The 19897-nt window shown below is 63.9% G+C and carries 18 protein-coding genes; 3 read left to right on the top strand and 15 right to left on the bottom strand.

Annotation, left to right across the window (positions count from 1 at the left end; genetic code table 11):
- Positions 1-317: 317 nt before the first annotated feature.
- Both SD37_RS43040 and SD37_RS09390 read right to left on the bottom strand, forming a co-directional pair.
- The gene (locus SD37_RS43040) at positions 318-455 is read right to left on the bottom strand and encodes a hypothetical protein (RefSeq protein ID WP_167369620.1); all 138 of its coding nucleotides are present in this window, start codon (positions 453-455) and stop codon (positions 318-320) included.
- An 88-nt stretch (positions 456-543) separates the two neighbouring features.
- Complete coding sequence (locus SD37_RS09390) at positions 544-1329, bottom strand: response regulator transcription factor (RefSeq protein WP_052675017.1); 786 nt, start codon at positions 1327-1329, stop codon at positions 544-546.
- Between the two features lie 711 nt (positions 1330-2040).
- Here SD37_RS09390 and SD37_RS41890 point away from each other — a divergent pair.
- Positions 2041-2745: a sigma-70 family RNA polymerase sigma factor gene (locus tag SD37_RS41890; RefSeq protein ID WP_083254908.1), complete on the top strand. Its 705-nt coding sequence runs from the start codon at positions 2041-2043 to the stop codon at positions 2743-2745.
- Between the two features lie 240 nt (positions 2746-2985).
- Here SD37_RS41890 and SD37_RS09380 read toward each other — a convergent pair whose 3' ends face one another.
- From SD37_RS09380 to SD37_RS09320, 13 genes are all read right to left on the bottom strand, one after another.
- The gene (locus SD37_RS09380) at positions 2986-3570 is read right to left on the bottom strand and encodes an NADPH-dependent FMN reductase (protein WP_044852716.1); all 585 of its coding nucleotides are present in this window, start codon (positions 3568-3570) and stop codon (positions 2986-2988) included.
- A 37-nt stretch (positions 3571-3607) separates the two neighbouring features.
- On the bottom strand, positions 3608-4387 hold the full coding sequence (locus SD37_RS09375) for a class I SAM-dependent methyltransferase (protein ID WP_052675015.1): 780 nt from the start codon (positions 4385-4387) through the stop codon (positions 3608-3610).
- Positions 4384-5064 (bottom strand): antibiotic biosynthesis monooxygenase, encoded by a 681-nt coding sequence (locus tag SD37_RS09370; protein WP_044852715.1) that lies wholly within the window; start codon positions 5062-5064, stop codon positions 4384-4386. The genes SD37_RS09375 and SD37_RS09370 overlap by 4 nt, the downstream gene beginning before the upstream one ends.
- Positions 5061-5921 carry an NAD(P)H-binding protein gene (locus SD37_RS09365; protein WP_201788877.1) on the bottom strand — a complete coding sequence of 287 codons (861 nt, stop codon included), beginning with the start codon at positions 5919-5921 and terminating at the stop codon, positions 5061-5063. The genes SD37_RS09370 and SD37_RS09365 overlap by 4 nt, the downstream gene beginning before the upstream one ends.
- Before the next feature lie 340 nt (positions 5922-6261).
- Positions 6262-7566, bottom strand: a complete 1305-nt coding sequence (locus tag SD37_RS09360) for an MFS transporter (RefSeq protein WP_236725447.1) — start codon at positions 7564-7566, stop codon at positions 6262-6264.
- Between the two features lie 53 nt (positions 7567-7619).
- The gene (locus SD37_RS43625) at positions 7620-9899 is read right to left on the bottom strand and encodes an SDR family oxidoreductase (RefSeq protein WP_044852712.1); all 2280 of its coding nucleotides are present in this window, start codon (positions 9897-9899) and stop codon (positions 7620-7622) included.
- A 2-nt stretch (positions 9900-9901) separates the two neighbouring features.
- A complete protein-coding gene (locus SD37_RS09350) occupies positions 9902-11398 on the bottom strand; it encodes an FAD-dependent monooxygenase (protein WP_044852711.1) in 1497 nt (498 codons plus the stop codon).
- 54 nt (positions 11399-11452) lie between these two features.
- Positions 11453-12397 (bottom strand): aromatase/cyclase, encoded by a 945-nt coding sequence (locus SD37_RS09345; RefSeq protein WP_065912770.1) that lies wholly within the window; start codon positions 12395-12397, stop codon positions 11453-11455.
- Between the two features lie 33 nt (positions 12398-12430).
- On the bottom strand, positions 12431-13213 hold the full coding sequence (locus SD37_RS09340) for an SDR family NAD(P)-dependent oxidoreductase (protein ID WP_044852709.1): 783 nt from the start codon (positions 13211-13213) through the stop codon (positions 12431-12433).
- Positions 13214-13247: 34 nt separating this feature from the next.
- A complete protein-coding gene (locus tag SD37_RS09335) occupies positions 13248-13517 on the bottom strand; it encodes an acyl carrier protein (protein ID WP_044852708.1) in 270 nt (89 codons plus the stop codon).
- Between the two features lie 39 nt (positions 13518-13556).
- Positions 13557-14786, bottom strand: a complete 1230-nt coding sequence (locus SD37_RS09330) for a ketosynthase chain-length factor (protein WP_044852707.1) — start codon at positions 14784-14786, stop codon at positions 13557-13559.
- On the bottom strand, positions 14783-16060 hold the full coding sequence (locus SD37_RS09325) for a beta-ketoacyl-[acyl-carrier-protein] synthase family protein (RefSeq protein WP_044852706.1): 1278 nt from the start codon (positions 16058-16060) through the stop codon (positions 14783-14785). The genes SD37_RS09330 and SD37_RS09325 overlap by 4 nt, the downstream gene beginning before the upstream one ends.
- Positions 16057-16383 carry a TcmI family type II polyketide cyclase gene (locus SD37_RS09320; RefSeq protein ID WP_044852705.1) on the bottom strand — a complete coding sequence of 109 codons (327 nt, stop codon included), beginning with the start codon at positions 16381-16383 and terminating at the stop codon, positions 16057-16059. The genes SD37_RS09325 and SD37_RS09320 overlap by 4 nt, the downstream gene beginning before the upstream one ends.
- A 557-nt stretch (positions 16384-16940) precedes the next feature.
- Here SD37_RS09320 and SD37_RS41885 point away from each other — a divergent pair.
- Positions 16941-19619 (top strand): helix-turn-helix domain-containing protein, encoded by a 2679-nt coding sequence (locus SD37_RS41885; RefSeq protein WP_145926562.1) that lies wholly within the window; start codon positions 16941-16943, stop codon positions 19617-19619.
- Positions 19561-19887: an SDR family oxidoreductase gene (locus tag SD37_RS44270; RefSeq protein ID WP_418189807.1), complete on the top strand. Its 327-nt coding sequence runs from the start codon at positions 19561-19563 to the stop codon at positions 19885-19887. The genes SD37_RS41885 and SD37_RS44270 overlap by 59 nt, the downstream gene beginning before the upstream one ends.
- Positions 19888-19897 lie beyond the last annotated feature (10 nt).

The raw sequence follows: 19897 nt of genomic DNA, 5'->3' as shown, positions 1-19897 counted from the left end.
ATCGCGCTGTCGACGCTGAGACGTCCAATCGGCCGCGCTCGGTGAGTTCCACCAGATCCCTCAGGTGGCGGACGCGGTATCCGGTGGGACCGACGGCGGTCCGTCCGACCGCACCGCCGGAGAACCAGCCCTCGACCAGCGACCCTCCGGAGCCGTTCTCACCAGCCCCAAACGGCCTCGTTCCCCGAGTACCGCGTGCGCCTGCTCGAAGGTCGAGGGGCGACCGATGAAATCGAACGCCATGTCCAATCCGCACCCCTTTCGTGATCTCTTTGATATAGGAGGACACGCGTTTGTTCGAGGGGCCCAGCGCAGCGTCAGCGCCTGGCCAGCGAGTTCCTCGCGCCGTACCGGGACGCCTGGGCCGGACGCCGATAACTCGCGATCCCGCCGGCGACCGCGTTGAGGTCGTCGACGGGGGAAGCGGCCGGGTGTACATCGACAGCGTTGACCACGGGTCCACGTTGGTCCTCGACGGCTGCCCCAGGGTCCGCCTCACAGGCTTCCGACCGCCCCGCAGTCATCCGGCAGTCCGACTTGCACTCACGATCCCACGGGCGACCTGGGCTGGAGGTTCCCTTCGCCGAATTCAGATGCGACGAAGGGACCCTTCTGCCCGCCACCGCGACCGAGTTGCCCCCCTTGACCGACGCCGGAAACCTGAAGCTTCAGGCCTCTGCCGTAGACGGTGTGCAGGAAACGCGGCCTTTCCGCTATCTCACCCAACTTTCGACGAAGCCGGGAGACGTAGGCGTTGACATTGGCCCTCCCGGAGTTATGCGCCCCCCACAACACCTTTTGGAGGTCATGCCGATCGAAGGTGTGCCCAGGACGCCTGGCCAGCGCGAGCAGGAGGTCGAACTCACGCCCGGCGAGTTTCAACAGGCAGCCGTCCAAGGTCGCCACTCTGGCGGCAGGATTGATCCGCAATGCACCGACAACGATATCCGCCTCCACCGGCGGACGTTCCGCTTGCCTGCGAACCATCGCCCTGGTCCTGGCCAGCAGTTCGACTCCGGGCACAGTCGGCGGAAGACATTCATCGGCACCCGCATGAAATATTCGCACGATGTCAGTCTCGTCTTGGTGAACCGTAAGAACGAGAATCGGTATCGACCGAGCCGCGACCAGCTCCTTGACCGTCGCAGCAACCCGTTCCCGACCGGCGGACTCCATATTCAAGATCACACCGACGTACTTGCCGCCACTGATCGCGAGCTTCGCTTCCTTCAGCGACATGACACGATCGATCAAGTAGCTTCTCTGAAGAATCGTCGCCGCACGGCTCCCCGCTTCGACACCATCGCTCAAGACCAGAATCATGTCCATGGGTCTGAGTATGAGCCGAATTTAGCCCGCGACGAAAGCGATCGGAAGCCTCGGATCGACTCCCCCCTGACATCTGCCCAATTTTCGCCACGGAGCGCGTTCTAGGGCACTTCGGATACAGAATAACGACATGGACCAAATCCCGGCCTGCGATTCCCACCTTGGCTACCGTCGAGTACCTGGGCGCTGGGGGTCCCCACGGGGGATCCCCTCCGGCAGGGCGGTTTCTCTCGGTGATTCCTCGACAGCATGGCGTGACAAACGCGAACTCGCGGCCCTCGGTCTTGCCCATCCAGGTATCAAACGTCGAGGAAAGGGCAGATTGCTTGCGGGAAACGACGGCGTCATGACGAAACTGATGGATACCGAATGCTTGCGACGGTTGTCACCGAGACTGTTCGCTCGCGACCCTACCGATGATTCTTCCGACTCATGAGAGGTAAGAGGCTCATGCTGAAGAGATCATCGCGGGCGCTGTGGGTGGCACCACGCTCGCCGCCTCCGCCGTAGGCACACGGCGGGCAGGTGTCGTGGCCGACCGTCCGCGGGACAGGCCTGCTCTGCCAAGGCCATTCTGATGCCTGGCCACAAGCCCGGATCGCTGGTAGTTCTCGTTTGCAACGGAATCCCCATCCGCAGGCGAAGTGCCTATCGTGTTCCTCGCCTGATCATTTCGACGCGGATCGTCACCGACTCACCGCGGAGCTTGCCATGACCGTCGCCCCCGCAGCAAAGCAACTTTCGCCAGACCGCGCAACTCGCACCGAACCCGAACTCCTTCTCGATCTTGTGAAGGCGGCACAACATGAAATGCGTCAGAGCAGGCGCGGTGGCAGAGCCACAGACCGATTGGTGAGCCAAATCTATCCGAGTATCGAAAGCTACTGTCGTCGGCGGCTAGGCGGACACGATCAGCGGTTCTCATCCGCGGAGGATCTCGCCCAGGAAGTCGTCATCGCCGTGCTTCGAGCCATACCGACGTACGATGACAGAGGTTTTCCTTTCATGGCTTTCGTCTACGTCCTCGCCGAACGGAAGCTGATCGACCTCTGGCGAAAGAATTCGCGCGACCGGAGCAGCCCGGTGGCGTCGACACCTGATGGCCCCAGCGGTTCCGTGCTGCCGGAGGAACACCTGGTCACCCGTGAGATGGGTTCCTACCTGAGCAAGCTGCTCGAGATCCTTCCCGACAAGCAGCGTCACGTCCTGTGGCTGCGCGTCGCCGAGGACTTGTCGGCCGCTGAGACCGCCATGCGGGTCGGATCCACGCCGAGTTCCGTCCGAGTCATGCAACATCGCGGTCTGTCCACGCTGCGGAGCCGGCTCGCCGAGCAACGTGAGCTGTCAAGGAACGCCAACGACAGTGCGCCGAGACAAGACGTCCTCCGTCAGCCGCGGCCTACGCGAGTGGCATGAGGGGGAAGCGCCTCGACGACGTCGTGTTCCACGTTTCGACGTCGTCGGGGACAACAGGAGCTCCGCGCCTCAGCACACTGCGTGGCCCTTGATGATCCCGGGACAGTACGAACGTGATCCCGTACCGGCCTGCGGGTCACCAGGCGCCATCCACTCCCACCGTCGTCTTGGTGCGCTCGTTCAGCGCCGACCGGTCGCCGACGCTGATCGAGCCACAGGACCATCGACGGTCACCGTCGTTCAGAAGCCGTACGGGCTTTTCTCGCGCGCCTCGCGAAGAGCGATACCCCACCACAAAAGCTCATCCAGCATGGTCTTGGCAGCTGTGACCGATTCGCCTGGATTCATGAGCTCTCCCTGTCCGTCGAACTGCTCCCAGGCCATATGGAAGCTGACGGTGTCACGCACCGTTACCGTGTGCAGCTCGGCGAAGACCTGGCGCAATTGTTCTACGGCGCGCAATCCGCCGGCCAGACCGCCATAGGAAACGAAACCCACTGGTTTGGCCTGCCATTCGGTGCGGTACCAATCAAGCAGGTTCTTGAGCGAAGCCGGGAAGCTGTGGTTGTACTCGGGCGTCACCACAGCGAACGCGTCTGCTCGCGCCAGGCGAGACGAGATCTCCGACAGCTTTGCCTCCTCCTCCCCGCTCAACCGGCCGGACAGAGTCAACGGCAAGACGTTGTCGGCCAGGTCGAGGTAATCGACCACTACCCCGGTATGTGACTCCACCTGCCTGACGAACCATGCGGCCACTGTCGGGCCGAACCTGCCGTCCCGGACGCTGCTGTTGATGACGGCGAGCCGCATCGCTTTGTCGGTCATGAATTCTCCTTTGTGTGATCTTCGAATACGGCGCTGTTCAGCGCGTCGCGGGCTGCTGTCCCCAAACGGAGAACAAGAGTGTGGCGACGTCGCGTGATCGGGGGTCACCCAGCCCGGCGACGAAGCTGTCCAGATCCGCCGCGGAAACCGCGCCACGCCGGACCAGATCCGGGCCTTGTAAACGCATCCGTGTCCGGATCAGTTCGTCACCCAGTGCGTGTTGCCCTGGGCCGAGCGGGGTTACCCGCAGATCCACCGAATGCAGGCCTGCCTTCGCCAATGTCGAAGGCAACCTCCGCCCCCAGTGCATGTCAGCGTCAGTCGACCGCAACTGGTGAAGATAGGCGTTGGTGACGGCTCGGGCGTGGTCACTGGGAACGTGCTCGGTGGGCAGGTAGTAGAAATCTTCCACAACGATCCAGCCGCCGGGGGCCAGCCAGCGCAGCGCGCGTTGGAGGGCTTCCTCTGGACGTCGCAGGTAGCCGAAGACCGCTCTGGCGAGGATGAGATCAAAGGAATGGGGTTCGAATTCCAGTTCGTGGATGTCGGCTTCGCGCACGGTGAGATTGGGACTTCGGCTCACGTCAAACTGGCGAGTGTCGACATCGACGGCGAGCACGGTCCCCTGATCAACCACGTTCGCAAGCCAGTACGACATCGACCCGGCGCCGGCTCCCACGTCGAGGCAGCACCAGTTCGACTGAACCGGCAGGTTTCGGATGGCTTGCTGTGTCCCGGGATCATAGATGCTTTCCCACAGCTGCGTCAGAACCTCATCGGGTCCCTGCGATTCGCGGCGACGGGCGGCACTTGTCATCGTCTGGCCCCTTCGTGGAGCGAAGCTTCGCTCGCTTCGATTTGCTCGTCAAGAACGCACACGACGACATCCGGCGGCGCCGCCTCTTGCACGACGACTTCGTGGCGCGCTTCAGCGATCCTGGGGTCTGCCATCCACGCGTCGAACGCCCGCTCGTCAACCCACATCGGGCAGTTCACAAACGTCTTACCGTCCTCGCTGACGTACGGTGTCGCCGAAATGAACCCCGGGAACCGCCGCTTCCACTCGCCACTCTTTGTGAGCAGGCCGAGCACCGCGCGGGCCGATTCATGACCCGAGAGATGCCGGGTGGCGACGACGACGATCCCCGGAGTATCGCCGAGAGCAGGTCCTTCGATCCCAACCTTGGGAGCGCCCTCGAACACGCTGAGAGAGTGGACACCCGGACAATCGGACAGACTCCCGCGAGAGCGCGCAGTCGCGAGAAACGCACGGTATGACGACTCGTCGGCCCAATGACTTCGGCGGACGACGGTCGTGCTGTCCAGACTCACACAAATCTGCGCCGAGATGAACCCGCGCGCGAACACGTCGCACGCATGGACTTCGTGCGCCAGAAGATCGACGAACGTCCGCAGTTCGCCCGAGTCCACGATTCTCAGCGTTTCGATGGATGCGAAGCCGACCGGGGAAGCCCCCGGTTTGACCGATGTCACAACGAAACCTCCTGAGGATCGAACTTGCTCTTGTGTTCTTCGGCCCACTCACGAAATGTCCGAGCAGGCCTTCCGAGAATCTCAGCCACGGTCGATGACATGACTTCAGGCTCCCGGGTCAACCTGCCGAAGTAGTCGAGCGCACCGTCCGCATAAGCTGGTGGCCAACCGGTTTCCACCATCTTCGCTCGTGCGACCTCAGCATGGACGTCTTCCCAGCGCAGGCTCCGGCCCAGCACATCGCCGATGATGGAGACCTGCTCACGCTGGGTCAGCACCTCCAGCCCGGTCACCAGATACTTCTTCCCGGCGTGCCCGTCGCTGGTCAGTGCCCGCACACCGATCGCGGCCAGGTCGTCCTCATGTATCGAGGTGCGGGCCGCCTCGCCGTAGGGGAAGCGAACGACGTCACCATTGCTGATCTGGCCGGCGAACCCGAGCGCGTTCGCCATGAAACCCGTGGTACGCAGAAAGGTCCACTCGAGACTCGTTCCTTCGATCAATTCCTCGAGGTAGGCATGACAATTGTTGTCACGACGCTCGAGACCGATGTGGACCCCCACGGATGACACCAGCACGATCCGGGTCGCTTGAGCCTCGATCTTCGCCAGGACGGCAGGTGCCGTATCGACGCTGAGCGTGAAGAAGGGCCACATCCAGAACACGCCGGTGACGCCGTCCAGCGCGGCGTCCAGACTATCCGGGTCAGCAAGGTCGCCATAGCAAAGCTCGACGCCGTCCGGCAGCTTGTCGATACCGGGGTCCCCGGGAAGCACGAGCGCGCGAACCGCGACGCCGGCGTTCAGAAGGTGAACCGCCGCATGGGGCCCCACGTTCCCGGTGGCGGCCGTGATCAATACACGACAACTCATTCTTGTACTACCTCTCTGTTTCTCTTTGAAGGGTGAATCAGACGTGGCGTGTTGTGGGCCAGCGACCGGGTAGTCGGCTTGACCGTCACCCCACCATCCACAAGGGACACCAGAGCCTGCTCGCATGCCCGATTTGAGTGTTTTGTGCCGGGGTCGTGAGCGGCAATGATCGTTCTAACCTTCTTTGCCACTCACGACCCGCGAGCGAACCAGACATTATGACGTAAATCGCACATTTGATCGGTAAGTCGCGTCCCTTGTGGACACCCTGCAGCGGGTCGGCTCGCGCTACGGGGGTTTGATCACGCCACATTCGGCTTACCTCTCAAATATGTTTACGCAGGCCGATCGCCGCGTTGACCAGGCCAACTGCACCGACGCCGGTAACGAGCCAGAACGCAGCTGATGCGGAGAGGGCAAGCAGAGCCGTGACGGCCGCCGTCATCACCACCGCCGCGACTTGGACCACCGTCTGGTAGAGACCGCTGGCGGACATCCGGTCCTCCGCGGCGATTCCGTGCAGCACTTGGCTGTTCAAGGCGGCGAAGCCGAGCGCGAAACCGATACCCACCAGCAGCACGGTGGGCAGCATTCCGGTGAGATACCCCGGTGACGTGCTTGAACTCAGGCTCACCACATAGCCTGCAAACGCAGGGACCGAACCGGCTGCGATCAGCGCCCTCGTCCGGAACCGGTTGAGTAGTCGACCGGTGAAAGGGGCTAGCAGGACCAGCGGGATACTGGCCGGCAGCAAAGCGAGCGCGGCGTGCCAAGACGACCAGCCGGGCAACGTCGACAGCCGGATCATGAACACCAGGAGCAGGCCGATGAACGAGCCGTTGAGGCAAGCGGCACCCACCATCGCGTGAAGTCGCGGGCCGCCGGCGAAAATCGGGCCTCGCACAAGCGGCCGTGACGCCGAACGTTCGACGACGAGCATCGCTCCGACGAGCAGGACGAACAAGACGAATGAACCCGCCACCGGGACGCTACGCCAACCCCGTACGGGGAGATTCACCATGGCCTGGACCAAAGCCGCGAGTGCTCCGGTCAGGCAGCCCGCGGTGAGCGCACCGGAGCCCGGGCGAACTTCGCGGTCTCCACGGTCGGCCGGCACGAGCCTCCATCCGAAGACGAGCAGGACCAGCACCACAGGAGCCGGAAATCCGAGAGCCCACCGCCAGCTCTCTTCGGTCAAAGCTCCAGAAATGAGCAAACCCACCGAAAATCCGCTCGCACCGACCAAGGTGTACACGGACAACGCCCGGTTTCGTTCCGCGCCTTCGCGGAAGGTGGCGCTGATGATCGCCAAGCCGGTCGGCGCGGTCAGGGCGGCGCAGGCACCCCGGCCGATTCGGGAGGCGATCAGTAGCGTTGGGTCACTGGCCAAGGAACTCACCCAACAGAGGGACACGTAGCAGAGCAAGGCCGCGAGGTAAGCCCGGCGGCGGCCGAACCGCTCGACGACGCGATGACCGAACAGCAAGAGACCGCCGAATCCGAGGGCAAAGCCACTGATGAGCCACTGGGCTTCGGCCGTCGGCAGGCTGAGGTCCTTGCCGACGGCGGGCATCGCGACCACGGCCACCGACACCTCGAGCGCGTCGATGAGCATGTTCCCCGCGAGCACGAGCAACAGTCCCCACCGACGGCGATCCGATGGCACGGAAGTGGACCCCGGCATCAGCCGAGCAGTGTTCCGCCACTGGCGTCCACGAACGCTCCTGTCATCCAGCGGCTCTCGTCGGAAGCCAGAAAAGCCACGATATCCGCGACGTCTTGCGGTTCACCTACCCGGCCGAAAGGGGACAGTCGTGCCATCTGCTCGACAGCCTCGGGGATATCGAAGACCGGGTTGCCATTCCGGGTGATCCCCGGAGCGACACTGTTGATGGTGATGCCCCGTTCCGCGAGCGGCTTCGCGAGGTGTAGCGCCAGTTGCTCGACAGCACCCTTGCTCATCGCATAAGCGACCTCGTCGGGATTGGCGAATCGGGTGAGGCCGGACGAGATGTTGATGACCCGTGCCCCGGATGTGAGATTGGACAACGCGCGCTGGATGAGGAAAAAGGGCGCCTTGGCATTGACGGCGATGAGACGGTCGAACTGTTCGGCCGTGGTCTCGTCGGCAGGCACCCCTCCCATCACGCCGGCGTTGTTGACCAGGACGTCGAGTTCGACGGATCCGGTCCGTTCCTTCAGTCCCGCCTCCAAGCGAAGAAAAAGTTCGTGGGCGTCACCGGGCGCACCGAGTTCCGCTTGAACGGCGAACGCACGGCCGCCGTTCTTTTCGATGGTCGCGACGACGTCTTCGGCCATCTGTGTGTTCGCCGCGTAGTGCACAGCCACCAAGGCGCCCTCGTCCGCGATCCGGATGGCGATCGCGCGGCCGATGCCACGGCTCGCTCCGGTGACAAGAGCGGTCTTTCCGGCCAGCCTGTCCATGAGTTTTCTCCGTCCGAAAGAGGTGCTGTCTGGGAGGTCGAGGTGGGTGTCGATGGTTTTGCCCGGCGATCCGAACCACCGCTCGAGCGCGTCGGGCAGTCCGCTCAGACCGTCGTCGCACCAGGCGACATAGCCGTCCGGGCGAACCAAGACGCCACTCGCGGTTCCTGCTTCGGCGACCACTGTGTCGATCCGGTCCGCCCAGGGGGCGGCGTCCCGGCGCAGCCGGGCCAGCCGGTCGGGGTCACCGAGGCGAAGCACCAGCAGCCCTCGGCCGCCGCGGAGTAAAGCCGAGGTACTGGTCTTTCCTTGGTTCACGGTCACGTTCTCGGGGATCGAACGCCGGCCAAGGCGCTCGTCGTCACCGGCTCCGGCGTCGTATCGGACGTCCAGACCGGAGATCATTCCGGCGAGCTGTTGCCGCACCCGAGCGTGACCGAGCAGCTCGCCGAAGAAGACACGGGTCGCATCGACCTCCGGACCGCCGAGCAACAGGGTCGCCTGTGCCTTGATGTTGCCCAGCACTCGTACACCGACCGCGTGTCGTTCGGTGTGGTAAGTGTCCAGCAGTGTGCTCGGTGCTTTTCCTCGCACGTGCAATGCCAGCTTCCAACCCAGATTGGCCGCATCCTGGAGACCCAGATTCAGGGCCTGTCCACCGATCGGCATTTGTGCGTGTGCGGCATCCCCGGCCAGCAGGATCCGGCCTTTGCGGTAACAAACGGCTTGCCGCGAAACATCCGAGAAGGAGTTGATCCACAAGGGAACCCCACCGCCGATGTCCTCACCGGTGACCTGCCGCCACGCTTCGCGGATCTCGGAGAAGACCGGCGGCCCGTCGCGCCGCCCCGGTTGGCTGCCGAACACATGCACCATGATTCGAGTGACGCCGTCCGCCCGCCGAGCCGCGATCGCCAGCCCAGCGGGCAATCGCTCGAAACGCCGGTCGGGAACGTCGATGCCCTCGACGTCGGCCCGGAGAAGTTCGCGGGTGGCGTGCCGGCCGACAAAGGGGATCTCCGCGAGCCGCCGAACGGTACTCTGTTCGCCATCGCAGCCGACAACGAAGATACTCCGAACACGGACCGGCGCACCCTGCCCGGTGACCTCGGCAAGGACCCGACCGGGTCCGACGATGAGGCCGGTGACTTCATGGCCGCGCAGGATCGGGACGCCCAGGGAGGCGGCCCACTGCTGAAGAATCCGCTCCGTCTGTGTCTGTGGGGCCTTCCATTGGCCGGGAAACGGGCCATCCAACGTCAGGTCGAGAGGAACGCCGCCGAAGTGACCCTTGACATCGCCGGGAAGCTCTCCGAACTGTTCCAAGAGTCCCCGGCTGTCCAGGAACTCCATTGTGCGCGCATGCAAGGTGGAGGCCCGCGATTCGGTCGTCGGCTGTGGCAGCCGCTCGATCACGACGACATCCGCTCCGCCGAGGCGCAGCTCGCCGGCCAGCAGCAGACCGACCGGGCCGGCACCGACGACGATCACCTGCGTGTCAAGGAGCACCGAGGACATGATCAGGACGCCCCGGCCAGGCTCACGCACTCATCCGGAGCCCCCAGCCAGCTTTCCAACGCCATCCGAAGGTCACCGTGACTGCCCGGCGCGGCCCAAGCCACGTGACCATCCGGGCGCACCAGAACGGCAGCGGTCCCCGAAAGCGGGTTGTTTGCGGTGTCCCCATGGATTTCCGCGGTCACGACATCCACCTGGGCCGTCCAACCCGCCACCTTCCGGCGGAGCCGCGAGTTGTCCTCGAAGTCGAACAGCACGGTCCGGCCGGTTCGCAATGCCTCGGTACTCGTTGTCCGTCCACGTGAGCCGACGAGGTCGGTCCGGGGCATCCTCCGCCCCAGCAGCGAATGTGTGCCACCGCCTACGCGGTACGTGATCTCGAGGCCGCTGACCATTCCGGCCAGATGACGGCTCACCTCGTCGAACGTGATGAGTTCGGTCAGCACGTCCCGCAGCGGCTGCATCTCACGACCACGGAGGAACAGGAGCCCCTGTGCCTTCGTGTTCAGCAGCAGCCGCTCGCCCACGGGGTGACGTTCACTGTGGTATGTGTCCAGAAGTGCGGGAGAAGCAGTCCCCTGAACGACTCGGGCGAGCTTCCAGCCCAGGTTCACCGCGTCCTGAATGCTGGTGTTCATTCCCTGCCCGCCGGCGGGCAAATGGATATGTGCCGCATCGCCCGCCAGCAGGACCCGGCCGCGGCGGTACTCGGTCACCTGACGGGCGGCGTCACCGAACGCGCTGACCCAGACCGGCTCGCCGTGCGAAATGTCGTCACCGGTAAGCCGTTTCCAGGCTTCCGCCACTTCGCTGTAGTCCGGCGGCGTGATCCGGCGCCGCGGCGGTGCTCCGTGTTCACAGACGATGATCCTGGTGATGCCGTCAGGCAGCCTGCCGACCATGACCATGCCCGCGTCGAGGGTCTCGCCGATCATGCGTGGTTCGAGGTCAAGGCCACGGACGTCGGCGAGGAACATTTCCATGGTCGCCGCGGTACCGGGAAAGTCGAACCCCACTGCTTTTCGCACGGTGCTACGGCCTCCGTCGCAGCCGACCAGATATGGCGCGGACACCCGCTCCGTTCCGTGCGGTCCTCGTACCTCCGCCGTGACGCTGTCACCGTCGTCGGTCAGGGTGAGGAGCTCATGCCCCCGCCGGATGTCGGCGCCGAGTTCGGTGGCCCATTGCTCCAGTACGAGCTCGGTCTGGGATTGCGGCACCGCTTTCGCCGCCTGATGGCCACCGTCGAGCAGGCCGAAATCCACCGGCAATCCACCGAAATGCCCTGCTGTGCTCAGTTCGATGGGACCGAACCGGGGCAGCAGACCCCGTTGATCGAAGACCTCCATGGTGCGAGCGGTGAATCCGAGCCCTCGGGACTCGCCACTGCGGTGCGGCATCCGCTCCAGCACGATGACGGTCGCACCTCCCAGGCGTAACTCGCCGGCCAGCATCAGGCCCGCGGGGCCCGCGCCGGCGATGATCACGTCAGCATCCATTCCTACACATCCCTGGGTCGTCGAAGGAGAACCACACGTGAATTCCGGTCCGGGTCAGCGCCTTGCTTCCGCGTAGCGTTTGGCGTGCTCGAGCGTTGCCCGGCTATTGGCGCCCAATGCTTCACGAATGTAGGCACGTGCCTCGGCTACCCCGGCTTCGGATCCGAGCACCTGTGTGATGGTCTCCGGGTTGATCACCACAGTGTGTTGAGAACTGGCGGTCGTGCCGCCGGTGGCGTTCTCCTCGAATTGCCAGTATCCGGTGTGCAGGGACATCAAGGCAGGCAACGTGGTCTGCTTGTAGTGAATCCTGTCGTGCGGGAAGCAGACTCGGACGGACTCCGTGGTATGCGACGATCCGTCCCTGGTGCGGGTTTCCATCCGCAGTACCTGCAGCCCGGGTTCGTCCTCGGTGAGCACGACACTCGGTACGTGAGGTAGCCGCTCGGCCCACAAGCCGGCCTCGTTGATGAAGTCGTACACGTCCTTCGGGGAACCTGCCACCTCAACCGAGTCCACAAAGGACAGGGTGAGGTCGTCGTCTTCGGTCATCGACTCGATGGTCTTCTTCAACGACGCCAGTTCGCTGCGGCTGTTCCGGTCCACCGCCTCGTCGATCCACGCCAACCCGGCCGCGTCGTCGTCCACGGCGCGGTAGGTGTGCAGCAACCGCAGACGGGTGCCATCGCCGACCGGCTCGACGATCCAGGTGCCACTCATCCGGGCGACCGGTGGTGTGGTCACTTCCTGCCGGAAGGTGATCCGCTGGGCCACTGGGTCCAATCCCCGCCTCGACGTCCAGGTCTTCGGTTCACCGTTGGCGGTGGCCCAGATCCGGATCGTCTCCGCGTTTCCCTCTCGGTCGACACAGTCGACGTGCACCGACGGTGGAAATACTCGCGGCCAGTTCTCCACGTCGGCGATGAGCCGGAACACCGCGGCGGAGTCGGCTCGGATGGTGATTTCATGCGCCACCTCGCGCTCTGGGGCGTTACTCATTTCGGTCTCCTTATCGTCAGAGGCGAGCACAGGTCAGAAGTTGCCCAGACCGCCGCAGACGTTCAACGCTTGAGCGGTGATCGATCCGGCGAGGTCCGAGGCCAGATAGCCGACCAACCCGGCGACCTCTTCGGGTGTGGAGTACCGGCCGAGCGGGATCTTGGCGGTGAACTTGGTCATCACGGCCTCCTCAGTGGTCTGCCAGGCTGTCGCGTAGCCGGCCCGGACCCGTTGCGCCATCGGCGTTTCCACATATCCAGGGCAGACGGCGTTGACGGTGATGCCGGTAGGCGCCAGCTCATTGCCCAGTGCCTTGGTGAAGCCGACCACTCCGTGCTTCGACGCGGAGTAGGGTGCACCGAGCACAACGCCCTGCTTTCCCGCGGTGGATGCGATGTTGATGATCCGGCCACGGTCTTTGGCTCGCATGCCGCCGGCGTTGAGCGTCTCCTTGGTCATCAGGAAGACACTGGTGAGATTGGTGGCGATGACGTCCGACCAGAGGTCGTCGCTGATGTCGGCCGTGACACCGCCACCACTGCGGCCGGCGTTGTTGACCAGCAGATCGATCGGACCGTACCGGGTAACCGCAGCCCGTACCACCGCCTCGATGTCCTTTTTGGACGTGACGTCCGCGGTGCCGCCATCCACCTCCAAGCCATCGGCCCGCATGCCCTCGACGGCCTCGTCCAAGGCCTCCTTACCACGGGCACACAGGAACACCCGGTGGCCCTGCTTCGCTAGGAGTCTGGCCGAAGCCAGGCCGATCCCGCTGCTGGCCCCGCTTACCAACGCGACTTTTCCTTCTTGGAGCATCGTCTTCGCAACTCTCTTTCAGCGATCCATCAGGTCAGGGGGTCTTGGCGGACAGATGTGCGTTGACGAGCGCGACCAGCTCACGTGGCGTACTGGCCGCGGCCATCGCTTGCTCGTCCAAGGACACACTCCACTCCCGCTCGATCCGGCTGGTGGTCTCGAGCAGCGCGATCGAGTCGTAGCCCAACGAGACGAACTCGGTGTCGTCGATTGCGCCCTCAAGGCTCGAGATGTCATCAGCTCCGGCAGCTGCGCGCAGGGTGGCCCGCAGGTGGTCGAGGGTGAACGGGGAAGATCCGGGCATGAAAAGGTTCTGCCTTCCTGATTTGTGCGGGTCTGGTGATCAGTCGAAGGCGCGGACGACCACGGCGGAGTTGAATCCGCTTTGGCCGCGGGCGAGCACGAGGGCGCACCGCACGTCGACAGCTCTGGGCGTCCCGGTGACGAGATCGATCTCATAACGCGGCGACAGAGAGGTGCCGATGGTCGGTGGAACGACACGATCGCGGATGCTCAGAAACGCCGCGGCCAGGTCGAGCGAGGCGGCACCGGAGTACAGGCGGCCGGTTGTCGCCTTGGGCGCGGTCACCGGGACTCCACCGGGACCGAATATCGCCACCAGCGCGTCGGCCTCTGCCTCGTCCAGCGATCGCACAGCCGCCGCGTCCGCGAAGACCACATCGACGTCTTCCGGCTCGATGGTCGCGTCCGCCATCGCCTGCTCGATCGCCCGGCGCAGGCCGGACGGCCGGTCACTTCCCGGCGGCGGATCCATCGTGGCGGCGTGCCCCGCTATCTCGCCGTAGATCCGAGGCGCACCACGATCCCGCGCGTGCCGCTCATCCTCCAGCACCAACAGCGCCCCACCCTCACCCGGCACATGGCCGGCCGCACGGTCGTCGAACGGCAGGTACGCGTTCTTCGGATCCTTGCCAAGGCTTAGCCTGCCGCCGGTCAGCTGCGCGACCCAACTCCACGGGCAGATCGACGCGTCGACCGCCCCACAGACGACCAGTGACGTTCCCCGCCGGATCTGTCTACGAGCTTGAGCGACCGCGTCGAGACCGCCGGCTTGGTCGCTCACCAGCACACTGCTCGGTCCGCGGAGGTTGTTGCGAATGGAGATCTGGCCACTGTTGACCGCATAGAACCAGGCGAACGACTGATAGGCGCTGACATACTGGCTGCCCTTGCTCCATAACGCTTTCAATTCGTTCTGGCCGAACTCGAACCCGCCTGAATGGCTGGCCGTGATCACTCCCGCCTGGAACTCGGGCAGGTCGGCCGGTGCCAGCCCGGAATCGAGGAATGCCCAATCGGCACTGACGAGCGACAGCTGCGTCATCCGGTCGGTCTGCGGCAGCAGGCGGCCAGGCAGATGCTCTTCCGCGGTGAAGCCGCGGATCTCTCCCGCCAGTTGAGCCGGGTAGGGAGCCGGGTCGAAACGGGTGATCCGGTCGATGGCGCTGTGCCCGGCGAGAGTGGCCGCCCAGTATTCGTCGATCCCCAGGCCGGTCGGCGCGGTCACACCCAGACCGGTCACCACGGCCCGGCTGGTGGTCGGAAGGCTCATCGTGCGGCTCGTTCCGGCTTGGCCAATACCATCGCACTCTGGAAACCGCCGAATCCGCTGCCCACGGAAAGCACCGCGTCCGTACGCCAGTCACGTGCGGTCAGTGGCACATAGTCCAGGTCGCACTCCGGGTCCTCGTTGTGCAGGTTCGCCGTCGGTGGCACAACGTTGTGCGTCATACTCAGAACAGACGCGGCCACCTCGATCGACCCGATCGCACCCAGTGAGTGCCCGACCATCGATTTGATCGAGCTGACCGGTGTGCGGTAGGCGTGGTCGCCGAGGCTTCGTTTGAACGCGGCCGTTTCGTGCCGATCGTTCTGTTTGGTGCCGGAGCCGTGCGCGTTGACGTAATCGATGTCCTCCGGATTGAGCCGTGCCTCGGCCAGCGCGACCCGAATCGCTTCGGCCATCTCCTTGCCGTCCGGGCGCAGCCCGGTCATATGGAAGGCGTTGGACCGGCTCGCGTATCCGGCGATCTCCGCGTAGATCCGAGCACCCCGTCGGCGGGCCGCTTCCAGCTCTTCGAGCACGAAGAACGCCGAGCCCTCCCCTAGAACGAACCCGTTGCGGGTGGCATCGAAAGGCCGCGATGCGCCCTCTGGGTGATCATTACGCGGTGTAGTTGCCTTGATGGCGTCGAAGCAGGCGACAGTGATCGGCGAGATCGGTGCATCGGTAGCGCCGGCCACCATCACGTCCGCTGAGCCTTCGGCGATCAAGCCCGCGGCGTAGCCCACCGCGTCCAGGCCCGAGGTGCAGCCAGTGGAGATAGTCGTCCCTGGCCCTTCGGCGCCTACCGTCCAGGCCACTTCGGTGACGAACGAACTCGGAGCGAGGAAGTTGTACAGGTGCGGAACGGCATACTCGTGGTCGACGAGATCAAGACGACCGCCATCGCTGACCGTCCGGTATTCCTGATCCAATCCCATGGTGGCGCCGACCGCGCTGCCGACTGTCACGCCGATTCGTGACGGGTTGACGGCGCCGAGATCCAAGTCGCTGTCGTACACCGCTTCGCGAGCGGTCACGACGGCGAACTGAGCGGCGCGGTCCATTCGCCGGGTCTCCTGAGGGCTCAGTCCGGCTGCCTCGCCGTCGAAATCCACCTCGGCGGCGACTTGGGAGCGGAATGCCGATGCGTCGAAGAGTGAGATCGTCCGAGTGGCGGTCCGGCCGTCGGTCAGCAATTGCCAAAAACTCTTGGCGCCGGCTCCACCGGGTGCGGTGACGCCGACACCGGTGATGACGGCTCGGCCATAGCGTCTGCTCATGGCTGCGCCCAGTCATAGAACCTGGTGGCCATCGCGTCGGCGGGAGACCGCCAGGTGGCGGGGTCATAGGCGGTGATGAATCGCTTGAGGTCATCGCTGATCCGCATGAACCTCGGGTCGGTCTTCGCCCCCTCGATCAGCTCGCCGCCGTTGTCCGCGTCGAAGTCCTGCAGGTGGAAATAAAGCCCGCGGTACTCGAACAATTGGCGCCGTCGGGTGCCCATCAGCTCGGGCATTTCCGTGTTGTCGAAAGCCTCGAACAGCCCGGCCACATCCCGGGCTGCACCAGGCGCGATTTTGGCCACGATCAGTGTGCTGTGCATTGTCTCACATTCCAGTATGGCGTTAAGCTAGTCCGAACCAATGGTCCAAGGCTGCCCGCAGCGGTGCGCTGGTTGTTTGCGCATCGATGACTCGCCTCGATTGCTGCGGCATCGCGAGGACCGACTATGACACGGACAGCGGGCGACCGGAAGGCCTTTGTCCCCCATATAGGGGTAGTTCCACAGGGTATGCCAGCTTCGCGCTCACACGATGCGACCGAGCATTCGACCCAACCTGCCGAGATGGAGTATTGCCCGGGCCCGCATGGGCCCCTAAGCACATCAATGCGACCTCGCCGACAGCTCGGGTCGAACGAATGCGAATGACTATTCGGGCAAAGACTACTTTCTTTAGGTCCAACGCTGTTGACAGCCTTAGATGACAGTCGTAGTAGTTGACAAATCGGCAGCGAGTCGGCTGCCTTGAAGGAGAAAAGCATGTCCGGGTCTCTGCTCTTTGCGACCGGTTACCCTTGCGCGATCATTGGGCGTCCCATTGGCAGCTGCCGACTGTCGTCTCGTGAGCAGTTCGCATCCGATCCGGCCTGGGGACGACCGTGAGCGACGTCGGCAGCCGTCTGACTGGGCGTGAGACGCTCGTCGGAGAAGACGAATGGGGCGGACCGAACGATCCGACTGTGGCATATGCGCCAGGTTTGCCGAAGATCACCGCCTCTCAGCACGGCCCGGCCGACTCCGCACGCCGAAGGGCCGTAAGGGGACTGACATTGAGCAACCGAGGCGCCAACCGGCAACAAACGGTGGCACTTGCGCAAGAAGCCTTGGAAATGTCGGACAACCAGGATGTCGTTTGCTTGTGGTCGGCCGTGATCACCCTTATCCAAGCTGAAGAACTGCAACTGGCCGAGCGGCAGGTCGAGGCTCGGGCCGTCACCGCAGGCAGACAGCGAACGCAGCCACATCAGGCGGCACTAACACTACTTAGAGCGAGGATTCTGGCGCTGACCGGCCAAACCGTCGAAGCCCGCCGTATCCTGACCGGAATGCTCGCCGCCGGCCAAAGGGGTCATCTGGCCGAGGTCTGCGTGGCCTGGCTGGTGGAGATCATGGCAGATCTAGGCGACATCGAGCAGGCTAAGCTGACACTGAAGAACCAAGGCTATTTCGAGCCGGGAAAAGTGGTCACAGACTATTCCTTAGTACTGGCAGCCATGGCCGCTTTGGAATTCGCCGCGGGTTGTTTCGGACGTAGCCTGGACGATTTCCTGGCGTGCGGCAAACTGCTCACGAACATGGCCGTCTTCAATCCTTCGGCCATCAGATGGCGATCGCCGGCCTCGTTGTGCTCAGCCGCACTGGGATACCGGAACCTGGCGCTTTGCCTCGCTCAGGACGAACTCGAAGTCGCCAAGGCCTGGGGCGGAGAATACAGTCATGGGGTCGCTCTGCATGCCCTCGCCATCGCTCAATCGGACAACCGCACTTCCAGAGGACTGCGTGTGGCCACCACGCTCCTGGCACGCTCACCGATCCGGCACGGACAGGTGCGTGTACATTATGATTTCGGCACCCACCTCGCGGAATGCCACCGTCCAGCGGAAGCGCGGAAGATGTTCGACGCGGCTCGCCGGATGGCAGAACTGCACGCGAGTCCGGTTTGGTCGGCCAGGGCGGCCGACGCTGCCGATCGCATGCTCGAGCTGACACCCGGCTCAGCCCTGACACGCGAGGAGATAAGCGTGGCATCGCTCGCGCGCAGCGGGCTGACCAACCGAGAGATATCGCAGCGGTCCAACATCACGGTGAGCACCGTCGAGCAACACCTTTGCAAGGTCTTCGACAAGCTGGATGTAGCGAACCGCAAGGACCTCGCATACGCGATGTTGAACCCGAAACGCCGTCGGGCGCACCTCAAAGCAAGCCAACGGAGGCTACCGCGCGAATCGCTGGCACTGCACGCGCCGTCGTTAAGATCAAAGGTAGCGGCCGCAAACGAACATGCAAAGCCAAGCGTACGTGGCCTCCAAACTGAGCTAATCGGCTTGGAGAGACTGTTCGGCTATCATACTGCCGACCATCGCGGTGTCGATGGATTGTGCTCGGCGGCACGAGCAGCCCAGTTGCTTGCAAGCGGCGAGTCCCGACTGGAAGCCGCCGCGCGAGCGGAATCAGCCCTGAAAGATGAGGGTTGCCTCGAATATGAGGCGTGTGTCTTCTACTCATTGCTGACCTTGATCTGCGCAGACAAGCCAGCCGTGGCAGGATTTTACGCAGCGCGTGTTTCCTCACATTCCGATGGCCGTGACAGTTCGTCGTTGATGCAGATGGTCGCCGTGCTACGTGCGCGTATCCAGCATTTGACCGGAGCGAAGTCCGCCGCACTGGATAATTTCGCCACGATTGTCCCCAATCTTCCGGTATGCACCCTTTCGTCGACAGCGACAGCGTGGTGGGCGGAAGCCCTGGTCGACGCCCACCGCCCGCAGGACGCAGCGCGCATATTGGCCATTCGGGACGGAGAGACGTCGCGCACACTCCTGCCCGGCGGTGACCGGACGTTACTCCTCGTCGCTCAAGCCGCAACAAAAGCCGCGTTGGGAAATCCAGCCGCCGGAATTGATGACTACTTGCAATGCGGGAAAGAGCTGCGCCGCTACGGCTTGACCAATCCCGCGATCGCCTCGTGGCAGAGCGGCATCGCACTGGCCACTCCACATCGGCGCGACAGGGACCAGGCAGGAATGCTCGCGATGGCAGGGCTGACGGCTGCGCGCCGTTGGGGTTCGGCCGCGGCGGTCGGCCGCGCGTTGTATGTCTCCGCCGTGACCTGTTGCACTGGAGAAACGACCGACGTTGTCAAAGAGATCCTCGGGCTGCTGCGAGCGTCGGAGTCAAGGAACGAGCTACTGCGTACCATCGTCCCTCTTGGCTTGCTGTTGACCGAACAAGGCCATTCGACCGCGGCACGCAACATGTACTGTGAAGCGATCCGGCTGAGTGCCGAGTACCGTGATGTTCACGTCGCGAACCTGGCCAGAGCCGCTCTGCAGGACATCAGCTCGCCGAGAAGACTCACTACTCAGGAATTCCGGGTAGCCCGCCTGGCGGCAGCCGGATTCGGCAACGATATTGTCGCCTCCTCACTCTCATTGTCGCGCAGGACAGTTGAAACCCACCTTTCGACAACATACCGAAAGCTCGGCTTATCAGGCCGACGTGAGTTGGTCGGCAGCATGCCCTCAAGCTTCGATCACCGGGGACAGCTGTGGAGCTGAGTTGCCGGTCGACCATTGCGGGGCTGCTTCAACGGCGATCACCTCCCACGACGCACCGTCCCCACGGCGCCGGCAGGACCCTTTCGGTGCTGGCGAAGTCCTGGCCAACGGCTACTGCCAGAGCAAATGGGTAGCCGAGAATGTCGTTCGGGTCGCACGGAATCCCGGGCCGCCGGTCTCCGTGTACCGACTCGACACGATCTCCGGCGCCAGGACAACGGCGCCTCCCAGACCCGCGATTTCGTCTGGCATGCTGTCAAGGACATGATTCAGGCCAG

The organism is Amycolatopsis orientalis (genome assembly GCF_000943515.2).
GTDB classification, from domain to species: domain Bacteria; phylum Actinomycetota; class Actinomycetes; order Mycobacteriales; family Pseudonocardiaceae; genus Amycolatopsis; species Amycolatopsis orientalis.
This window is presented reverse-complemented; position numbering and strand designations above follow the sequence as displayed.

Excerpts from the sequence above, each read along its gene's own strand:
- SD37_RS09390 (WP_052675017.1), bottom strand. The coding sequence starts at position 1,329 with ATGGACATGATTCTGGTCTTGAGCGATGGTGTCGAAGCGGGGAGCCGT.
- SD37_RS41890 (WP_083254908.1), top strand. The coding sequence starts at position 2,041 with ATGACCGTCGCCCCCGCAGCAAAGCAACTTTCGCCAGACCGCGCAACT.
- SD37_RS09380 (WP_044852716.1), bottom strand. The coding sequence starts at position 3,570 with ATGACCGACAAAGCGATGCGGCTCGCCGTCATCAACAGCAGCGTCCGG.
- SD37_RS09375 (WP_052675015.1), bottom strand. The coding sequence starts at position 4,387 with ATGACAAGTGCCGCCCGTCGCCGCGAATCGCAGGGACCCGATGAGGTT.
- SD37_RS43625 (WP_044852712.1), bottom strand. The coding sequence starts at position 9,899 with ATGTCCTCGGTGCTCCTTGACACGCAGGTGATCGTCGTCGGTGCCGGC.
- SD37_RS09350 (WP_044852711.1), bottom strand. The coding sequence starts at position 11,398 with ATGGATGCTGACGTGATCATCGCCGGCGCGGGCCCCGCGGGCCTGATG.
- SD37_RS09345 (WP_065912770.1), bottom strand. The coding sequence starts at position 12,397 with ATGAGTAACGCCCCAGAGCGCGAGGTGGCGCATGAAATCACCATCCGA.
- SD37_RS09340 (WP_044852709.1), bottom strand. The coding sequence starts at position 13,213 with ATGCTCCAAGAAGGAAAAGTCGCGTTGGTAAGCGGGGCCAGCAGCGGG.
- SD37_RS09335 (WP_044852708.1), bottom strand. The coding sequence starts at position 13,517 with ATGCCCGGATCTTCCCCGTTCACCCTCGACCACCTGCGGGCCACCCTG.
- SD37_RS09330 (WP_044852707.1), bottom strand. The coding sequence starts at position 14,786 with ATGAGCCTTCCGACCACCAGCCGGGCCGTGGTGACCGGTCTGGGTGTG.
- SD37_RS09325 (WP_044852706.1), bottom strand. The coding sequence starts at position 16,060 with ATGAGCAGACGCTATGGCCGAGCCGTCATCACCGGTGTCGGCGTCACC.
- SD37_RS09320 (WP_044852705.1), bottom strand. The coding sequence starts at position 16,383 with ATGCACAGCACACTGATCGTGGCCAAAATCGCGCCTGGTGCAGCCCGG.